14 protein-coding genes are annotated in these 17,787 nt (G+C 68.9%); 4 read left to right on the top strand and 10 right to left on the bottom strand.

From position 1 onward, the window contains the following. Nucleotides 1–1,327: 1,327 nt before the first annotated feature. The gene (locus ACZ4N5_RS02390; RefSeq protein ID WP_467755258.1) at nt 1,328–1,861 is read left to right on the top strand and encodes a hypothetical protein; all 534 of its coding nucleotides are present in this window, start codon (nt 1,328–1,330) and stop codon (nt 1,859–1,861) included. 1,137 nt (nt 1,862–2,998) lie between these two features. On the opposite strand, the gene ACZ4N5_RS02385 is transcribed toward ACZ4N5_RS02390, so the two are convergent. From ACZ4N5_RS02385 to ACZ4N5_RS02345, 9 genes are all read right to left on the bottom strand, one after another. Further along, a complete protein-coding gene (locus tag ACZ4N5_RS02385; protein WP_467755257.1) occupies nt 2,999–3,373 on the bottom strand; it encodes a winged helix-turn-helix domain-containing protein in 375 nt (124 codons plus the stop codon). Further along, nucleotides 3,370–3,678: a hypothetical protein gene (locus tag ACZ4N5_RS02380; RefSeq protein WP_467755256.1), complete on the bottom strand. Its 309-nt coding sequence runs from the start codon at nt 3,676–3,678 to the stop codon at nt 3,370–3,372. The genes ACZ4N5_RS02385 and ACZ4N5_RS02380 overlap by 4 nt, the downstream gene beginning before the upstream one ends. A gap of 186 nt (nt 3,679–3,864) precedes the next feature. Continuing rightward, on the bottom strand, nt 3,865–4,632 hold the full coding sequence (locus tag ACZ4N5_RS02375) for a calcium-binding protein (RefSeq protein ID WP_467755255.1): 768 nt from the start codon (nt 4,630–4,632) through the stop codon (nt 3,865–3,867). Nucleotides 4,633–5,147: 515 nt separating this feature from the next. Further along, nucleotides 5,148–5,657, bottom strand: a complete 510-nt coding sequence (locus tag ACZ4N5_RS02370) for a Pycsar system effector family protein (RefSeq protein ID WP_467755254.1) — start codon at nt 5,655–5,657, stop codon at nt 5,148–5,150. A 117-nt stretch (nt 5,658–5,774) separates the two neighbouring features. Then, the gene (locus tag ACZ4N5_RS02365) at nt 5,775–7,082 is read right to left on the bottom strand and encodes a DUF4407 domain-containing protein (RefSeq protein ID WP_467755253.1); all 1,308 of its coding nucleotides are present in this window, start codon (nt 7,080–7,082) and stop codon (nt 5,775–5,777) included. Continuing rightward, the gene (locus ACZ4N5_RS02360) at nt 7,075–8,157 is read right to left on the bottom strand and encodes a hypothetical protein (protein WP_467755252.1); all 1,083 of its coding nucleotides are present in this window, start codon (nt 8,155–8,157) and stop codon (nt 7,075–7,077) included. Before ACZ4N5_RS02360 ends, ACZ4N5_RS02365 begins: the two co-directional genes overlap by 8 nt. Nucleotides 8,158–8,235: 78 nt before the next feature. Beyond that, the gene (locus ACZ4N5_RS02355; RefSeq protein WP_467755251.1) at nt 8,236–10,473 is read right to left on the bottom strand and encodes a hypothetical protein; all 2,238 of its coding nucleotides are present in this window, start codon (nt 10,471–10,473) and stop codon (nt 8,236–8,238) included. Further along, the gene (locus tag ACZ4N5_RS02350; protein ID WP_467755250.1) at nt 10,466–11,077 is read right to left on the bottom strand and encodes a hypothetical protein; all 612 of its coding nucleotides are present in this window, start codon (nt 11,075–11,077) and stop codon (nt 10,466–10,468) included. Before ACZ4N5_RS02350 ends, ACZ4N5_RS02355 begins: the two co-directional genes overlap by 8 nt. Before the next feature lie 280 nt (nt 11,078–11,357). Next, complete coding sequence (locus ACZ4N5_RS02345; protein ID WP_467755249.1) at nt 11,358–12,122, bottom strand: Crp/Fnr family transcriptional regulator; 765 nt, start codon at nt 12,120–12,122, stop codon at nt 11,358–11,360. 243 nt (nt 12,123–12,365) lie between these two features. Here ACZ4N5_RS02345 and ACZ4N5_RS02340 point away from each other — a divergent pair, with 243 nt between their 5' ends. Beyond that, complete coding sequence (locus tag ACZ4N5_RS02340; protein WP_467755393.1) at nt 12,366–14,351, top strand: NAD-binding protein; 1,986 nt, start codon at nt 12,366–12,368, stop codon at nt 14,349–14,351. Nucleotides 14,352–14,537: 186 nt separating this feature from the next. Here the strand turns inward: ACZ4N5_RS02340 and ACZ4N5_RS02335 are convergent, their stop codons facing one another. Continuing rightward, entirely contained in the window at nt 14,538–16,367 is a 1,830-nt protein-coding gene (locus ACZ4N5_RS02335) for a S9 family peptidase (protein ID WP_467755248.1), read from the bottom strand. Between the two features lie 128 nt (nt 16,368–16,495). On the opposite strand from ACZ4N5_RS02335, the gene ACZ4N5_RS02330 reads away from it, so the two are divergent. Together ACZ4N5_RS02330 and ACZ4N5_RS02325 are read left to right on the top strand one after the other, a co-directional pair. Continuing rightward, entirely contained in the window at nt 16,496–16,870 is a 375-nt protein-coding gene (locus tag ACZ4N5_RS02330) for a nuclear transport factor 2 family protein (protein ID WP_467755247.1), read from the top strand. Between the two features lie 49 nt (nt 16,871–16,919). Further along, nucleotides 16,920–17,759, top strand: coding sequence for an SURF1 family protein (locus ACZ4N5_RS02325; RefSeq protein ID WP_467755246.1), 840 nt, complete (start codon nt 16,920–16,922; stop codon nt 17,757–17,759). Nucleotides 17,760–17,787: the final 28 nt, after the last annotated feature.

The raw sequence follows: 17,787 nt of genomic DNA, 5'->3' as shown, positions 1-17,787 counted from the left end.
TATCGAAGACTCTCTTGTCAGAGGATTCATCAACGCACTCGATGGCGACACAGAGGCTCTACTCGAGAATGCTCCAGAACTGTCACGGTCTTCTAGAGTTGCAAGGGTCGCCTTACACTCCGTGCCCGCGGCAACCATGGTGACTTTTGCCCTATTGATTCCCGTCCTGCCTGGAGTTGGTGAGGCGGCTGGGTCTTCTGTTCGAGTATTTCTGCTAGCAGCAGCAGCTCTGGCACTCATTCCTGGATCGGGGACTGCAAAAACCACTGTTGAAGGAGCCTTGACGAGAGTTCTTCCCGGTCAAGCGAAGTCGTAGACGGTGGAGCGGGCAAGCGAGCCCCTCGGTGGGCTGCCGACAACTTCCCCGACAAGGCGGGACACCGACAGCGTCCGCTCCGTGCACGGGTGGCGTCTGACAGGGAAGAGCCCGACTCGCAAGGGGGCCTATCCGGGGGCCAAACGGTGAAGCCGCACCCGAACAGTCCTGGACTGTAGTGGCTGTTCTGGAGGCGAACGAGCAGGCCAGTGACCCAGGAGCAAGGTCACAAGGGGCCAGATCGCGTTCGGGAGCAAGCAGTCTTCAAGCAAAGCGCCCCCGATCCCCGCGCGTTCCACCCTGAGGAGACGGCATCGCGGGCGAGGCACCCCGTGGGGTGCTGCTGCGGCCTCATGGATCCCGGTTTCCGGCTCTTGGTCGCTACTGCCGACCCCGGACTCCTCCACCAACACTTCCCCGGCCACCTACAGCACCGACCCGCCCGGCCAGCCAGCCAGCCAGCGCTCCATCAACCTCGCGTCCACCGACACCCGCAGATGCCTCCCCACCGGCCGCTGCCGGTCATAGTGACTAACCAACTGCATCATGCTCGCGGGAATCCCGAGCGGCGCCGGCAGCACGGCCCGCACAGTCCCGATTGGTTGCCTCGAGCCCGTCGCCCGACCAACCAAAGTGGTTCACCGGCCTGTCCGGCGAACTGTCATGAAGATCGAGGGTAAATTCAAGGATCAATCCTTTAGATTCCTTGATTGAGCAAAAAGGTTGTTAAAAGGGCAACATCCTCGCGCTCGCGCGATCGATTCGCACCGACGGAGCGTGAGATTCCGCGTGCTTGCAGGGCCAAGGTGTAGCCAATGACCCATCTTCAATGGTCCTGCTCAAGTCTTGCTCAGATCAGTCGAGTTTCTTTGACGATCACCCAGGCAGTCCACGATTGTTCTGTTCATGCCGCTCCCGGGGGGAGCGACAACGGAGGGAACAATGAACGCCATAACTCGCGCATGCACAGCCGCTGCACTGACAGCTTTTCTCGCCATGGGGTCCGGGGGCGTGGGAACTGCATTTGCGGACGACGCCCCAATACCGGTCAATGCCGACCAAGACGGGAACCCGATCCCTCAGGCGCCGGGCGACGCCGACGCCGTCGCCAACGGTCCCGTGCACCCGGACAGTTGCCAGCAAGACTCGATCATCTCCATCACCAAGGCCAAGAGCGTGTTCGTCGGTGACAAGTCCAAGACCGTCCACGGACAGTCCGGCGTCACGCTCTCGGTCTCGGTGGCCAAGGGCCACACCTGGACCGGCACCTTCACATATGCGGCAAAGCTCAGTGAGTCGATCATCGTTGCTTCCGCCGAGGAGACCTTCGGCGGCTCGGTCTCCTACGCGAAGACCACCACCGTCACCCTTGGCGGCTCGTGGAAGGTTCCGGCGAGCCAGAGGGACGGATGGCTCGCCCTCGGCTCGAAGGGATACTCCTTCAACTGGGAGCAGGGTTCCTACAACGGTGGCTGCGAGTGGAGGGTCACGAACCACGGGACCGCCAAGCTCCCTGCACTCTCGCCCTACATCGCCCACTCCTGAGCTGAGGACGATCTGATGAAGCCTTCCCTGCTGGCCGTAGGTCTGTCGGCCCTGGTGCTCGTGTCGGCCTGTTCCGGCGAGGCTCACCCGCAGGCGACCTCCACCCACGGGGCGGAGACGGGGGCCAGCGCACCCCCCTCTGCGATACAGACCCCAACGAGCCCGGACCGCCTTCCCAATCCGGTCCAGTCGTCGCTCCCTGTCGGATCGAAGACGCTGTACACAAAAACGGGTCACGGTAAGGGCGGTGTCACGCTTCCCGCGTCAGCGGGTAAGGCCTCATCCATCACGGTGATGTGGACATGCGCCGGTCCCTCCAATTTCGACATCATCGCCACCGGAAAGCCTCTCGCCGGGTCTCAGTGCGGTGACGGGACCGGCGTATACACCGCCGAAATACCGCACGCTCATATGCACGAACTGGCGTGGAAGTTCTCGGCGGCCGATTCGGTGGTCTGGCGAATCGTCGTCACCCAGCCACCAGGGAAATAGAAACGAGCGCACCGACGCCTGGCAGCATCCGTCGCGTTCTTCGGACGAGCTACGCGACGCGTTCTCGCGCCGAGCCACGCTCGTCAACGCGAGGGTCCGTGCAGACGTGAGCCGCCAGAAGAAGGCCGCAGTGTCCACGGCGCCCAAGCGGGACGAGTTTTAGTGGGTGCCGGCCAGTCCACCCTCGCCGGAGGTATGGATGGCCGGGGGCCAAACGGGGGGCCAAACCCGGCAACCAAGCCGGGACTGGCACGGACAGCAATGGACGGAGCTGGCGCCGAACGAGAAGGTCAGGGTGACCACGAATCAAGGTCACGAAGGCGCCTGATCGCGTTCGGGACGAAGAGGTCGTGGGTTCAAATCCCGCCACCCCGACAGCTAAATAGCAGTTCAGAGGGCCTTTACCGGATCGGTAAAGGCCCTCTGACGTTGCCGCGGGTCTATCTGAGCGACTAGCGCTCCGGATCGCATTTGAAGATGCCGTCCATGACCGGGCAACTGAGGAAGCAGCCAGGCGCAGGCCGGATGCCAGGCACTCGCACCGGGCCGCTGCTCAGTCGGTCCGGGCGCTGATCAGGGCATCGGTGGCCTGTCGCAGGGCTGCCTCAGCCGCGACGCGGCCCAACCTCGCTCCTGAAGCGGTGATCACGCGTCGGGTGTGCCGGGTGCGGGACGGGGAGCCTCAAGGCGTAGCACGAGTGCACGTAGGGCCCGGAGTTCGGCGTCCAGGGCCTGCGCACCTTCACGGGTGAGGGTGACCCATGTTCGGGGGCGTCGACCGGCGTAGCCCTTCTCCACATTGATCATTCCGGACTCCTCCAGCACCTTCAGGTGCCGGGAGAGATTTCCGTCGGTGACGGCCAATTGCTTCTTCAGGAAGCTGAACTCGACCCGGTCGGCTTCGCGGGCAACGGTGAGGACGCCGAGCCGCACGCGCTGGTGGACGGTGTCGTCCAGCGCCTGGGTGGGATGCAGTTCCTCCTGGTCGTCCTGCGAAGCGGTCGAGTCTTCGACGCTCATGAGACGACCGTACCCGCAGCTGCGGCACCGGGCGCGCCCCGGCGGCGGACCGCTGTCCACTCACACAGACCGGCGAAGAGCAGGACGGCAGCGAGCAGAAAGGCCTTGAACTGCGGTCCGTCGGCCCAGCCGGGGTGGGCCGGGTGCTGCCAGGGAAGCCATCCGCTGCCCCAGGAGGCTCCCAGGTACCCCGTGAGCAGCAGGGCGTGAGCGATGCCGGCCGCCGCGGCGATCCAACTGCGCTCGGCAATTCCGAGGGCGAGAAGTCCGATGACAGCCGGCCCCGGGCGACATGAGCTTCCCAAGCGGAGAGTGCAGGTCGATTCTCGGCTCACCCGCTCCATGTGAAACCCCCAGGCCGATGACCCGGGGGTTCTTTGTTGCCAAACCAATGAGCGGGGTGGGCACCCCAGCCGCGCAAAAAGGCCGGCTGTCCGCCCGCCGACTCCTGGGCGGTCAGCACCCCCGCCCCGGCTGCGCCGAGAAGAGCCCTACTTCAACGCGACCCAGTCCCCCGTCGCCGTCGCCGAGCTGGTCGTCCCCGTTCCCGCGAAGTACCAGCGCCAGGTGCCGGATGCGTTCGCCGTGGTCGTCGTCTTCAGCTTGCCGGCGCTGTCGGTGGTCACCGTCTTGACTGTGGTGTACGTCGAGGCACCGGACTTCTTGAACTGGAGGGCGACCTTCTGGGTGGCGAAGCCGGTGTATGCGTTGGTGTTCCAGTCGGCTCGGGTCAGGGCGCCGGTCACCGTCAGCGTTCCGCCCTTGGCGACCGGTTCGGGCGTCGCCTGCGTCGTCGCCAGCTTGGCATAGCGCTTGATCTTCACCGTGGCGCTGCTGTCGAGCGTATAGAAGTCGCTGTCATAGGCAGCGGCCTCCAGATTGAGGTGCCAGGTGCCGGCCGAGCTGTTACGGAGATCGGGGTAGTCGGTGCTGTCGGGGTCCAGGTCGTACGTCCAACTGCACTTCATGGTCGTCGACGTGGGGCGTGTGCACGTCGACGACTTTGCGAACAGGACGCGGCTGTCGGAGCTCACCAGCTTGAGGCCGGCCATGATCTTGATACCCGAGTTGTCCTTGGCGGTGGCTGTGGCGGTCAGCTTCTGGACCTCGCTGACACCCACGTTGACGGTGGTCTTGCTGAAGATCACCGAGGTGACGGTGGTGTCGCCCTTGTGGGTGTCCGCCTGCGCGGCAGGCGCGAGGAGGGTGAGCAGCGCCAAGCTGCCGACAGTGGCGGCCGCGGCCGTACGGATGCGCATGGTTCTCCAGAGACAACAGGAACGGTGAACCGGATCTCCGCTCTGGAGTCCGGGTGTGCACAAGACCGTTCACCTGGGGTAATGGTTGTACGTACGCCTCAGGTCGATGTGTGCGTGCCTCACGCGTGCCGGAGCCGCGAGCATCGCAAGACGTGCCTGCCCAGCAGCTCTCCGGCCACTGATACCCCGCCGAAACAGGTGAACCCCGCCTTCTCGCTGGGTGCGAGGCGCGTCGCTCCTGCGTCGAGGCCTGCTACGGACGAGATGGGCAGCCGGGCTCCGGCCCCCGGATCAGCGCGTCGTCCCGAGGCGAAAGGGTTCCGGCTGTCCGGGAGCCGTACGACCGTCGGCTGGGAGCCGAGTGATGCGGATCGGCTACGAGCCGCCGGCCGTTCCCGGGGCTGGAACGCCTTATGGGATGCAGAAACACCCGGCCCCTCGCCGGGCGGCGGTGACGGGGGCCGCCGGTTGTCCGCGCGCCTCGGCCTCTGCAGCTGTCTCTGCCGGGGCACGCTCTATGTGCCGGTCAGGATTCCCAGCAGGGTGAGGGTGACGAAGGCCGCGCTCCAGGCCATCGCGTGGCGGATGCAGCGGTACTTGATCCAGACGGTTCGGGACAGGATCGTCAGCTGGCTGAGGTCACGGTCCAGAGGGGCGGTGCGGCGTACGGCTTCCGCGAGGTCGGGAACGGAAGCCGTCGCACTCGCGTCGCCGAAGTAGTGGGCTCGGAGGATGCGGGGCCGCCCGACGCGCGGGGCCACGGCCAGACCGAGCAGGACGAGGGCCATGAGGCAGGTGATGCAGCCGCCACAGAGCAGGACTTGTGAGATCACGACATGCCGGCGTGGTTCTATGACGCCGCCGCACATCGTCCCGAGCAGCGCGGTGAGCATGGCGCCCAGGGTCGCCAGAAGGAAACCGGCCTTGTTGTCGGCCTTGAGCAGTTCCTCGCGCGCCTCGACCAGCAAGATGCGGGCGAGCTCTGTGTCACGAACGGGCCCCGCCGTGCCCTCGCCTGTAGCCATGGTTCCCCTTTTCGACTGTCGCTGGGATTGCCGTTGCCGGGCCGCCCCGGTGTGGGACCGGGGCGGCCGCTGCGCCGTTGGCGTACTCATGTGGCCGGCTGACCGGCCGTCTCGTGGTCAGACGCCGGCTGTGCGACGGAGTTCGTCCTCCAGCGCGTTCACCGCCTGACGCACACGGATGTTCATCGCGGCCGTGTGCTCCCGCAGGGCCGCCTCCGACTCCGCGCGGTTGCGACGGATCTCCTGCTCGATCGCGTCCTGGGCGATCTCGAAGTCGGCCAGGGCGCGCCGTTCGTCGAGGCGGACCTGCTCACCGTAGATACGGACCGCGCTGTTGCTGTGGATGGTGAGCATCTGCTCGTAGGAGTTCTCGCGGCCGAGAAACTTCACCATCACCGGAAGCATGTCGAGCAGGACGAAGAGCAGGCGGATCATCCAGATGCCCACGAGAACAACGGTGTTGCCACCCGCGAGGTCGTCCAGAGCCTGGATGCGCTCCAGGACGCCGATCTCCTTCTGCTTGGCGCGTTCGTCGGAGATCCGCTTCTCGATCGCCGTGTCACGGGCCTTGGAGAAGTCGTCCCGTGCGGAGGTCAGTCGGCCGCCGAGGCTCTCGATGCGGCTGTTCATGCCTGCCAGCCGGGTCTCGTTCTGTTCGGTGTGGTGCGACGTGCGGTAGTCCTGCGCCTTCGCACGGAGCCGGAGGCATTCGGAGGTCCGCTGGTACAGGCCGGTGCCCGCGATACGGATCAGCCTTCGGCACTCGGCGCGGACCTCCGTGTCGATCGCCTCCAGCCTGTTCGTGTCCCGGTCCACCCGCTTCTGGAGCGCGGCCGCGTCGGACCGCAACGTGCCTAGTTCGTCGGCCTGTTGACCCGGCGCCTCGCTGAAGGAGAGTACGTACGCGGAGGCACAGTTCTTCGGCGCGGTGACCGTGGTGGTGTCCGGAACGGGGTTGCAGCGGACCAGGTTCGACCTGAGCCGGTCGATGTCTCCGATGCGCTCCCCGGCGACGTGCTCCTCCACCGCTGTCGCGAAGATCCTCAGCACCAGGGGTTCGGCAATGACGACACCGAGCATCAGGGCGATCAGCAGGCGCAGAACCAGGGGCCCTGCCTGGCGTCGCGCGTTCGGCTGCGGGGTGACCAGCAGGCGGTCGAGGTTGAGGATGAACAGCATCCAGATCACGGTCGGGATCACTGCCAGGACGGACGCCCTGCCGAGCGCCTCCGTCGCGAAGTTCCACATCGAGAACGCCGCGATGACGGAGGTGCCGAATACCACTCCCCCGAGTGCCGTGTACTTGGCGCGTTCGTGCGGTGTCCGGTCCAGTAGCCCCTCGCTGACACCGCTCAGGGCGCGCAGCCGGGCGGCGACATCGGCGGACCGGCGCGTGCCGGCGGGGCGGGTGCGGTGCTCAGTCAAAGAGATCGTCCTCGTTCTGGACGAAGCCCTCGCGACGGTCCCGGGCCGCCCCGGGTCGGTCCCGCGGCACCGACGCCGGCCGTGCGGACGATGCCGGTTCCACCATGGGAACGTCCCCGGCACCAGTACCGGAGCCGATGCCAGGGCGCCTGCCGGTTTCGCGCAGAACCTGTTCGAGGACCTGCTGGTAGTCGACGAAGTCGTCGTGGGCGCCCATCTGCCGCAGCAGGGTGAGCACCATGTCACGCCGCATCTGCGACTCGGCCGTCTCCTGCGCCTGCGCGTGGGCCTGGGCGGCGGAAGCCGCGGCATGCCTGCGGGCCCCCTCCTCCTCGGCCGTCCGATGGATACGGGCCGCGGCCTGGGGGACGTCGATCTCCTGCCTCGCTATGCCGAAGGCGTCCACATGGTCGGACCCCTGGGACAGCAGATCGGCGATCACCGAAGCGTTCTTGGTCTCCAGGTCGATCTGGTACTGGCTGAGCCGGCCGTTGCGGTGCGCGTCGCGCAGTTTCTCCTCCCAGGCGCGAAGGCTCTCCACCGTGCTGACCTCGGCGCTCACGAACTCCAGGCTCATCCCGGCGACCCGCGGCGGCACGACCGCGCTGTAGGCGGTCATGCGGCGGGCGACCTCGGCCCGGACCGCGTTGATCTCCTCGACCCGGTGGTCGGCACTCGCCTTGGGAAGGTCACTGTCACCGAGCAGATAGGCGCGCAGCGGTTCGACGACGTCGATGACGCCCTGCCGGGCGATGACCGTCGGATCGGTCACCTGGCAGGTGAAGGAGGCACGGACGGTGAATTGGTCGGCCTCGCTCACCGAGGGGAGCCTGCGCTCGACCTCCACCAGACGGGCCCTGGTGTCCACGAGGCTGACCGAGGAGGCGTCGAGGACGTCGGGATGGGACGGGTCGAAGACCATGCCCTCGGGGAAGCAGCGGTAGTTGCCGCCGACCCTGAAGACGTAGACCGCGCCGGGCGGCAGGGACGGTACATCGTCACGGCGACGGCGCCGTGACCACCAGCTGCCCTGGATCGTGTCCAGGACCTGCTCGGCGATGACTGGATAGTTCACTTGCTTCGGGCTCCTTGAACTGAAGACGGAGACAGAGAAAAGAGGCAGGGCGGGAAGAGAGCGACGCCCTGGTCGGATCTAGTCCGAGTGGGGCACGCCGCGCAGCGATCCGACCAGGACGACGGCCAGTTGACGGGTGCCGGGAACGGCGAAGTCGGGATCCCGCAGGGCGCCGGAGAGCGCGTGGGCCAGGGCGTTCCACTGCCGGTCGCCGGACGCGGCCCGCATCGCCTCGCCGAGTCGACGTACGGCATCAATCGCGCCGGGGTCCTCCCGCAGGTGCACCAGAGTGCGGCACAGGGCCCGGACCGCACGACGGCGGAAGCTGCTGAGCAGTACGGCCGCCCACAGCGCTCCCAGGTGCCGGGCATTGTCGTGGCCCTGCCGCAGCAGCGTGGCGACGACGGGTCCGGGTTCCTCCAGCCTTTCGGCCTCGAGGAGCTGGACGACCGTGCGCAGCGCGTCGGCATGCTCCTTGGACCGCTTCGCGGTGGCGGCGAGGCGGGTACGCGCGTACCGCAGGGTGAGCAGCGCGCGTTCCGGTTCCTGTTCGGCGGTCTGGAGCAGCAGGACCAGTGAGCGGCGTGCGGCGAACGCGATGCGCTCGCCGCGCCCGGTCAGGAACCAGCACCAGTTGAGCGCCTCCAGACGGTAGAGCGATCCGAGCTTTCCGGTCAGCGCCATGGCCGTCGTGACGGCCCGGCCGGGTCCGCTGTTGTCCGCCCAGCCGAGCGCGATGTTCAGCGCCTGCGGGGCGAGGTGTTCGGCCTCGCACATGAACTGCAGGGTGAGCGCGGCCGTGACCCGTTGGCTTGTGATCCCCTCGGCCCAGTTGCGCAGCAGGTGTTCCTCGACCTCGGTCAGCGCGTACCGGGCGAGGACGGCCGTGCCGCGGGCGACCTCGGTACGGGCGTCCAGGTCGGGCAGCCGGGACAGGTCGCCCAGCCACTGCCGCAGCGGATACCACAGCTTGTACCCGTACAGGCCGTGCAGTTCGCCGATGACGAGATCGCGGATGCGCGGGGAGGTGAAGACGAGGCGCCGTTCGCTGCGGGCGACGTCCTGGCCGGGGCCGGCACGGCGTTCCACACGAACGAGTCCGACCGCCCTGTCGTTCCAGCGGGCCCGGGACTGTTCGAAGCCCGTACCGTGGGGCGGCAGTGTGGTGACGGCTTCCGGTTCGACCGGCGTCTCACCGGTCAGCTCCCACGCCCGCATACGGGCGAGGAGCAGGGCGCACGCTCCCTCGAAGATCCGCTCCGGGACCCCTTCGAGAAAGGCGAGGGCAGCAATCGGCAGCAGGTCGTCCGCGGACGGCTTGGCGGCGAACCAATCCTGGACGATCCTGCTGTCCCCGTCCCGGAGCAGTTCGACAGCCTTCCGGGGATTCTCGGCGAGCGCCTCCGCCGCGGCCACGACATCGGCCGGGCGGCGCTGTTCGGCGATGCCCTCCAGCAGTTCCTTCTCCGTGCCCGGGTCGATCTCGACAGGCGCCAGTCGCTCCCGGCAGTGGTGGAACAGTTCCAAGGGGTCCGGTGCCCGCCACTGGACGCAGTGGTCGCTGAGCGCCAGGCGCCGAGGAGTCGTGCGGCCCGCGGTGATCACCAGGAACGCACCCTTGCGGCGCAGTTCCTCGCTCAGTCGCCCGACCTCGTACTCCTGTACCGCCTCGACGTTCGTCTCACCGACGTAGTCGCGGATGACGTACGCATGGCCCGCCTCGATGGCCATGGTGGTGACCAGGTCGGCCAACGCGTTCGCAGGGGACAGACTGCGCAGACTCGCACCGTCGCCGGCGACCTCCCTGAGCAGTGCGAGAGCGCCCGCGCCTCGACCGCATCCATCCTGACCGGTGAGGACGACGAGGGAGTCGCTGGAGAGTCTGCCGAGCGCCTCGTCGAAGCAGGGCTCTGGGCGGACGTAGAAACGCAGCGCCTGGTCCACCGTCTCGGGCTCCACGATGCCCGGCGCGAGGCCGGTCCGCGCCCCGGCAGCGAACCCGAAGGCCGCCCCGGAGGCGTCCACGGACGCGTAGAAGTTGTTGTAGACGCGCTGCTGGACCAGCCGCAGGTCGTCGTATCCCTTCCCGTCCTTCTCCTTCTCGTCCTCTTCGGCCCTGCGTTCCTCATGGAGCCGGGCCTGGGCGTCCTGGTCGTGGGAGTCCTCCGCGGGATCGTCCGCCGCGCCGTCATCGGCCCCGTCGTGCGCCGGAGAGGGAAATCCGTTCTCGTCGACGGGTGGAACCGGTGCGACCGGGGTCACGTCGAGGCTGTCGTCGGGGTCCGGCCGGCCGAGGCCGTCGGTGTGATCAGGCATCGGTTGCACCGAAGCCGAACACGGCCTTCCGCGCGTCCACAGGACCGGTCATGTTGGTGACACTGATCCGGTCCGCGCGGTATTCGTTGCGCGTGCCCGCACCGCTGTCGCTGTTCGCGGGCTCCTCGTCGGCGTCCGCCGCGGTCGCGGGCTCCGGCGGATCCGCCGGGGCGCGGTGCGGTCGGTCGGCGGATGCCCGACGTTCGTCGGCCGCGGACCGCGTGCCGAGCGTGGGCACCGTGACCCAGGCGGTCGACCTGTACTCCTTGACCTCGACGGTGACGCGACGGAAGTCCGACGGCCGCAGCGTGGTGTGGCCACCGGCCACAAGAGAGCGAAAGACCTGTTCTGACAGCATGAGCGCCAGGTCTGCCGTGTCGTGGGTCTTCAACGCCTCGTACAAAGGGTGGGAGTTGAGCAGTCGCGCGGTGACCACCACCGCGGTTCCGGCGAACCCGTTGTCCGCGAGTTCCACCAGGCCGTGGTGCACGACGGCGCGAAGCCGCATACGGGCCGCCCCTGTCCGCTGCCCGTTGTAATGACGCAGCTCGGACACCAGGTGCCGGAAGTAGTCGTCGACCAGGCGGGGTTCATCGCCACTCATGGGCAGGACGGCGAGTTGCTCATCGCCCTTCGGCTGAATCTGCCATTCCGAACGGTCCAGTCCCGCACTCCTGGCCGCCCTGTCGAGAATTCTGGGCAGATCGTGTTGCATTTCAGACTGTATTCGATCGTTCTTGCTTCCGTATGACTGTGCGTCCACGGCTATACACGTACAGGGGTGGTACCCGGACCACTCGACCACTGGATCTTCCTCTCTGAGCAGGCAAGGCCCGCATTGCGCTGCCCAGAGGCTAGGAGAGTCGGCCTGATCCGATCCCGTATCAGTACGGGATCTCACCATCGAGTTTGGCGAATTCCAGCAGCTTAGGAACGTCACAGATTGTAATGTTTCGGTAACTGCACTGCACAAGTCCCTGCGCTGTCAGGGTGGCCAGGCACTTTTCGGCCGTCGGCAGGGCGAGGCCGGCCAGTGACGCCAGTTCCTTCTGGGTCAGCGTGAAACCGAGCACGCACCGCTTGCCGTCGCCGTCGGGAGCGGGCTGGGTGTACGCCTGACCCAACTCGGCCAGTACACGGGCGAATCGGGTAGGTGCGTCGTACGCCTTGTAGTCGATGCGCCGGCGATTGGCCCAGCGCAGCCGCGCGGACAGCATGCGCAGCATGGCCCTCATCGCATCCGGATGGCGGGACAGAAGGCCTTCGAGTACGGGCAACTGAATGATCCGCACCGTCACTTCACTGCACGCCACCACTGTGCCGGACCGGGGCAATTCCTCGAAGGCCGCCATCTCTCCCACGAGATCACCTGCCAGACGGACGGCGAGGAGCACGTCGTATCCGCTCGCGGAACTGGCAGCGACCTTCACCACGCCACTGGTGATCAGCAATACATGACGGCTCGAGTCGCCCTGCTGCAGAAGTGGCTGGTGAGGTGAGTAGTGCTTCTTGATTCCCTGCTGGAGGAACTCGTCCCGGGTCTCACTCCGCAGTCTGCTGAGAAACGTGAAAGGCTGCCAGCCGCCATCCATCTCGCACCCCCGAAGATCTCGCTCCGCGCGAAACACGCCATTCAGCGACCCGACCATGCTGCCGCTGCACACCCGGCCGGCAAGGCGTCCTGCGGCAACATGGCCTGTTGTCGCGCACAAGAGCTCAATTCGATCGAACGCACGGTCTCGACTCGGCCGACGGTCAGCGGGGCGCGGGCAGGACCAGGCCTCCCGGGGTTCCCGGGCTTCCCCACTGGAACCACCCGTACCCATGGGGCACTCTTCCTCCTCGTGGGGAATCTTCCGTCTCAGAGTGTGTCGAGTGACGCCGCCGAGCACATGGTGGTGGCCGGGGACGACGCCCTGGCACATCGGCTGGCCGCCGAGTTGCGTGCGGTGTACGGCGAGCGGGTGACCCTCGTGGTGCCGCCCGCGCAGGGCGGTGTGCGGCCGCCGGTCGTCGGGCGGACGCGGGCCACGGCCCTGTTCGACCGGGTGTCCGCGGCCGTGAACCGGGCCTCCGGGAACGGGGGCGGCCCAGGGGAGTCCGGAGGTGGCCGGACCGATGAGCCTCCCGGTTCCGAGCGGGTGGTGGAGGCCGCCGAACTCACCGAGGGTGCACTCGCCTACGCGGGCGTCGAGCGGGCCGCCGCGCTCGCGCTCGTGTACGACGACGACGAGACCAACATCCGTGCCGCGCTCACCGCCCGGCGGCTCAACCCGCGGATCCGGCTGGTTCTGCGGCTCTACAACCGGCGCCTCGGGCAGCACATCGAGGCGCTCCTCGACCAGGCCTCGGCACTGGCCGCCGCTGCCGACAGCGCGCTCGCCGCCGGGGCCGGCGCCTCGGACACCGCCGGGGGCGCCTCGGGGCCGGATGCCTCACAGGCGGGCAGGAACATCGAGACCTACGACGCCTCCACCACCGTGCTGTCCGACGCCGACACGGCCGCGCCCGCGCTGGCCGCGACCGCCGTGGCCGGCACCAGCAAGGTCGTCCAGACCGACGGGCTGATGCTGCGCGCGGTGGAGCGGCCGCCGCCCGGTCCGGGCGAGGTCGCCGATCCGGGGCTGTGCACGCTGGCGTTGCTGTCCGCCACGACCAACGACCCCGCCGGCGCCGACGGTTCCGAAAGCAGCGGCGCGCAGGGGCCTCAACTCCTGCCCGACGAAAGGGCGGTGGCCGCCGCGACCGGACGCGCCACGGTCGTCCTGGAGAACGTGTCGTACTCCGGTCCGGAACTGAACGCCGGACGGGGCGTCGTCCCGTGGTTCGGCTCCCTGCTGTCCCGGCGGCTGCGCTGGTCGTTCGCGGGACTCGTCGGGTGCGTGATCGGGCTCGCCGTCGCGTCGGTGCTGGTCACGAGGGAGCCCCCGCTCCAGGCGACGTATCTGACCTTGCTCGATCTCTTCGCCATCAACGATCCCGCCATCGGCGAGCCGCTCGGGCGGCAGATCCTCCAACTCTGCTCCGGGATGGTCGGGTTGCTGCTGCTGCCGGTGCTGCTGGCCGCGGTGCTGGAGGCGCTCGGCACCTTCCGCAGCGGGACCGCTCTGCGCAAGCCGCCGCGCGGGCTGTCCGGGCACGTGGTGCTGCTCGGGGTCGGCAAGATCGGTACGCGGGTGCTGGCGCGGCTGCGGGAGCTGCGCATTCCCGTGGTGTGCGTCGAGGCCGATCCCGAGGCGCGGGGGCTCGCGCTGGCACGGAGGCTGCGGGTGCCTGTGGTGCTGGGGGACGTGACGCAGGAAGGGGTGCTCGAGGCCGCCAAGATCAATCGGGCGCACGCGCTGCTGGCGTTGACCAGCGCGGACACCATGAACCTGGAGGCCGTGCTCTACGCACGGACCCTACGGCCCGATCTGCGGGTCGTACTGCGGCTGTACGACGACGACTTCGCGACCGCCGTGTACCGCACCCTGCGGGCCGCGCATCCCGACGCGCTCACCCGGAGCCGAAGCGTGTCCCATCTGGCCGCGCCCGCGTTCGCGGGGGCGATGATGGGGCGGCAGATCCTCGGGGCGATTCCCGTCGAGCGGCGGGTTCTGCTGTTCGCCGCGGTGGACGTGGGCGGGCATCCGCAATTGGAGGGGCGCACGGTGGGTGAGGCGTTCCGGGCGGGGGCCTGGCGGGTGCTCGCGCTGGACACGGCGACTCCCGCGGAACGCCGGGCGGCCCCGGCGTCCTCCTCGCGCGGCCCCCGGCTGGTGTGGGACCTGCCCTCCACCTACGTCCTGCGGTCCGAGGACCATGTGGTGCTCGCCGCGACGCGGCGGGGGCTCGCGGAGCTGCTCGGCCGGCGGCCCCGGCAGCGGGCCGGGACATAGGCCGGAGTGGTCCGGCGGGGTCCTGACGGGTCCGGCGAGGTCCGGCCGGGTCCGGCGAGGTGCGGCGAGGTCCGGCGGGGGCCCGCGAGGTCCGGCGAGGTCCGGCGAGGTCCGGCGAGGTCCGGCGAGGTCCGGCGGAGGGGGACCCGGCCCCTCCGCCGGGCCCCTCCGCGCGGGGTTCCGGGGCTACTTCCCCAGGTGCCGTTCCGCGAAGTCCAGTTCCAGGCGGACCTGCTTGATGCGTTCGTCGACGACCAGGGAGCCGTGGCCCGCGTCGTAGCGGTAGACCTCGTGGACGGCGTCGCGGGCGGCGAGGCGCGTGACGTAGTTGTCGATCTGGCGGATGGGGCAGCGGGGGTCGTTGACACCGGCCGAGATGTAGACGGGGACCTTGACCGCGTCGACGTAGGTCAGCGGGGAGGACGCCTCGAAGCGCTCGGGGACCTCCTCCGGAGTGCCGCCGAGGAGCGTGCGGTCCATGGCCTTCAGCGCCTCCATCTCGTCGTGGTACGCCGTGACGTAGTCGGCGACCGGGACGGCGGCAATGCCGAGGGCCCACGCGTCGGGCTGGGTGCCGACACCGAGAAGGGTGAGGTAGCCGCCCCAGGAACCGCCGGTGAGGATCAGCCGCTCGGGGTCGGCCAGGCCGGACGTCACCGCCCACTCGCGGACCGCCGCGATGTCCTCCAGCTCGATGAGGCCGACGCGGTGCTTGAGCGCGTCGGTCCACGCGCGGCCGTAGCCCGTGGAACCTCGGTAGTTGACCCGGACCACCGCGTAGCCGTGGTCGACCCAGGCCGCCGGGCCCGCCGCGAACGAGTCGCTGTCGTGCCAGGTCGGGCCGCCGTGGATCTCGAAGACGGTGGGCAGCGGGCCGGTGGTGCCGGCCGGCTTCTGGATCAGGGCGTGGATGCGGCCGCCGGGTCCCTCGACCCAGACGTCCTCCACGGGGACCGATCCCGGGGACTTCTGGCCGGGCGGGTCCAGGACGATCTCGCCGGTCGTCGAACGGACGGCAGACGGCTCGGCCGCGGACGACCACAGGTACTCCACCGTCCCGTCCGGGCGGGCCGTCGCCCCGGAGACCGTGCCGGGCGGGGTCGCGACCTCGATGAGCTCGCCGGAGGCGAGGTCGTAGCGCCACAGGTCGCTGCGCGCCTCGAAGCTGTGGGCGATCAGGAGGGCCGAGCCGTCCGGATACCACTCGGCGGCCACGTCACCGGGAAGGTCGAGGCCCAGGTCGGTCTGCTCGCCGGTGGTCACCTCCCACACCAGGGGCTCCCAGCGGCCGCGCCGCTGGTGCCCGATGAGCAGTCGGCCGTCCCCGTCGACGGGGGCGAAGCCCAGCACTTCGAGGCCCAGCTCGACCGTGCCGCCCTCGGTGTCGTCGAGCTCGGCGACCGTCGAACCGTCCGGGCGCAGCACTCTGAGCGCCGAGTGCATCGCGTCGCCGTGCTCGGTGTGCTCGACGGCGATCAGCGAACCGTCGTGCGAGAGGTCGCCGACGCCGGCCGACTCGCGGTGCCGGTAGATCTCCACCGGGGCCTCGCCGGCGCGGGCCACATGGATCGTCGATCCGTCGTCGTCCGTCGAGCGGCCGACGACGGCCGTACGCCCGTCGCGGCCGATGGCCAGGCCCGACGGGTAGGAGGGGTCGAGGCCGGGGACCGCCGGCTCGTCGACGCCTCCCTCGACCAGGGCGGCGTCGAACGGGCGGCGCCGCCAGATGCCGAACTCGTCGCCGTCCTTGTCGTCGAACCACCAGATCCACTCGCCGTCGGGCGAGAGCACCCCGTCCGTCGTGCCGTTCGCCCGGTGGGTGACCTGGCGCTGCTCCCCCGTCGCGCGGTCCCACGCGTACAGCTCGTACGTCCCCGTCGCGTTCGAGACGAACAGGGAGCGGTGCGGGGCGTCCTCCGCCCAGTCCGGCAGCGACACCCGCGGTGCCCGGAAGCGCTTCTCCCAGTCGGGCATGTCTGCCTGCTGCTGCTCGGTGGACCTGGTGCTCTCAGTCATGGCCCCATAGTGCCTGGCTCGCCCCGCCTCGCGCCGACGAGGTCCCCAACCTGTGGACAACCTCGTGGCCCCCGGGCCGCGTGCGCAGGTCAGAGCCGTTGTCAGTGCCGGGGTGCAGACTTTTTCGCATGACCGATCTGCGCAAGACCGTCGAGAGTTACTGGGCCGCCGCGGACGCCCGGGAGTGGGGAGCGTTCGCGGACCTGCTCGCCGATGACGTCGTCTACACCCTGCCTCAGACACGGGAACGCATCAGCGGCAGGGAGCGGTACGTCGAGTTCAACCGCGAGTATCCGGGCGACTGGCACGTCCGGATCGAGCGCGTCCTGGTCGAGTCCGGTCAGGCCGTCACCCGGACCCACTTCACGGTGGGCCTGGAGGAGATGCAGGCGATCACGTTCTTCACGGCGGACGAGGAGGGCCGTATCGCCACGGTGACCGACTTCTGGCCCGAGCCGTACGAGCCTCCGGCCGGCCGGGAGCATCTGGCCGAGCGGTACTGAGCGGGCCCCACGGCCAAGTCCGGCTCGGCCGCCCCGTACCGTGGACGGCGTGTACCGGTTCCTGCTGACGCCCCGCTGGTGGGGGATCAACGTCTTCGTGCTGTTGGCCATCCCCTTCTGCATCTTCATGGGGTCGTGGCAGTTGGGGCGGTTCGAGGACCGGGTGCGGGACCACCGGACGGCGGAGGCGGCGGCCTCGACGGCCAGGACCGACCCCGCCCGGCCGCTGGCCGAGATGCTGCCCGTGACCACGGTGACGTCCGGCAAGCAGACCACCGCGAAGGGCCGGTACGGCAAGCAGCTTCTCGTGCCCGGCCGGGAACTGGACGGCAGGAGCGGGTACTACGTGCTGACGCTCCTGCGGGTCGACGGCGGCAAGGCGCTGCCCGTCGTCCGGGGCTGGCTGCCCGGTGCCGCCGACCCGGCGAAGGCCCCGGCCGCACCCGGCGGCGAGGTCACCGTCACCGGTGCGCTCCAGGCGTCCGAGAGTCCCGGGTCCAACGGTGTCAGCGCGACTGGAGGACTTCCCCCGGGACAGACCGCCGCGATCAGCTCCGCTTCGCTGGTGAACCTCGTGCCGTACACCCCGTACGACGCGTGGATCACCCTCGACAGGGCCGACGCCGGCATGAAGGCGGTTCCTCCGACCGCGCCGGACAACACGGGCCTGGACCTCAAGGCGTTCCAGAACCTCGGCTACACCGGCGAGTGGTTCGTCTTCGCGGGCTTCGTCGTCTTCATGTGGTTCCGCCTCCTGCGCCGCGAGGTGGAGTTCGCCCGCGACGCCGAACTGGGGCTTGTCCCGAACGCCCCCGACGCCCCGGAGAAGCAGTCCGAGGACGCCGACACCGGTGCCGCCGCTCCGGCGACGCCGTCCGCCACGGCCTGACAGGGCGGGCCGACCGGGCGGCCTGGGG

It is taken from the genome of Streptomyces sp. NPDC026500 (assembly GCF_055567635.1).
This window is presented reverse-complemented; position numbering and strand designations above follow the sequence as displayed.

Coding starts and splice junctions, on each gene's coding strand:
- ACZ4N5_RS02385 (WP_467755257.1), bottom strand. CDS start 3,373: ATGAGCGTCGAAGACTCGACCGCTTCGCAGGACGACCAGGAGGAACTG.
- ACZ4N5_RS02375 (WP_467755255.1), bottom strand. CDS start 4,632: ATGCGCATCCGTACGGCCGCGGCCGCCACTGTCGGCAGCTTGGCGCTG.
- ACZ4N5_RS02370 (WP_467755254.1), bottom strand. CDS start 5,657: ATGGCTACAGGCGAGGGCACGGCGGGGCCCGTTCGTGACACAGAGCTC.
- ACZ4N5_RS02355 (WP_467755251.1), bottom strand. CDS start 10,473: ATGCCTGATCACACCGACGGCCTCGGCCGGCCGGACCCCGACGACAGC.
- ACZ4N5_RS02350 (WP_467755250.1), bottom strand. CDS start 11,077: ATGAGTGGCGATGAACCCCGCCTGGTCGACGACTACTTCCGGCACCTG.
- ACZ4N5_RS02345 (WP_467755249.1), bottom strand. CDS start 12,122: ATGGTCGGGTCGCTGAATGGCGTGTTTCGCGCGGAGCGAGATCTTCGG.
- ACZ4N5_RS02340 (WP_467755393.1), top strand. CDS start 12,366: ATGGTGGTGGCCGGGGACGACGCCCTGGCACATCGGCTGGCCGCCGAG.
- ACZ4N5_RS02335 (WP_467755248.1), bottom strand. CDS start 16,367: ATGACTGAGAGCACCAGGTCCACCGAGCAGCAGCAGGCAGACATGCCC.
- ACZ4N5_RS02330 (WP_467755247.1), top strand. CDS start 16,496: ATGACCGATCTGCGCAAGACCGTCGAGAGTTACTGGGCCGCCGCGGAC.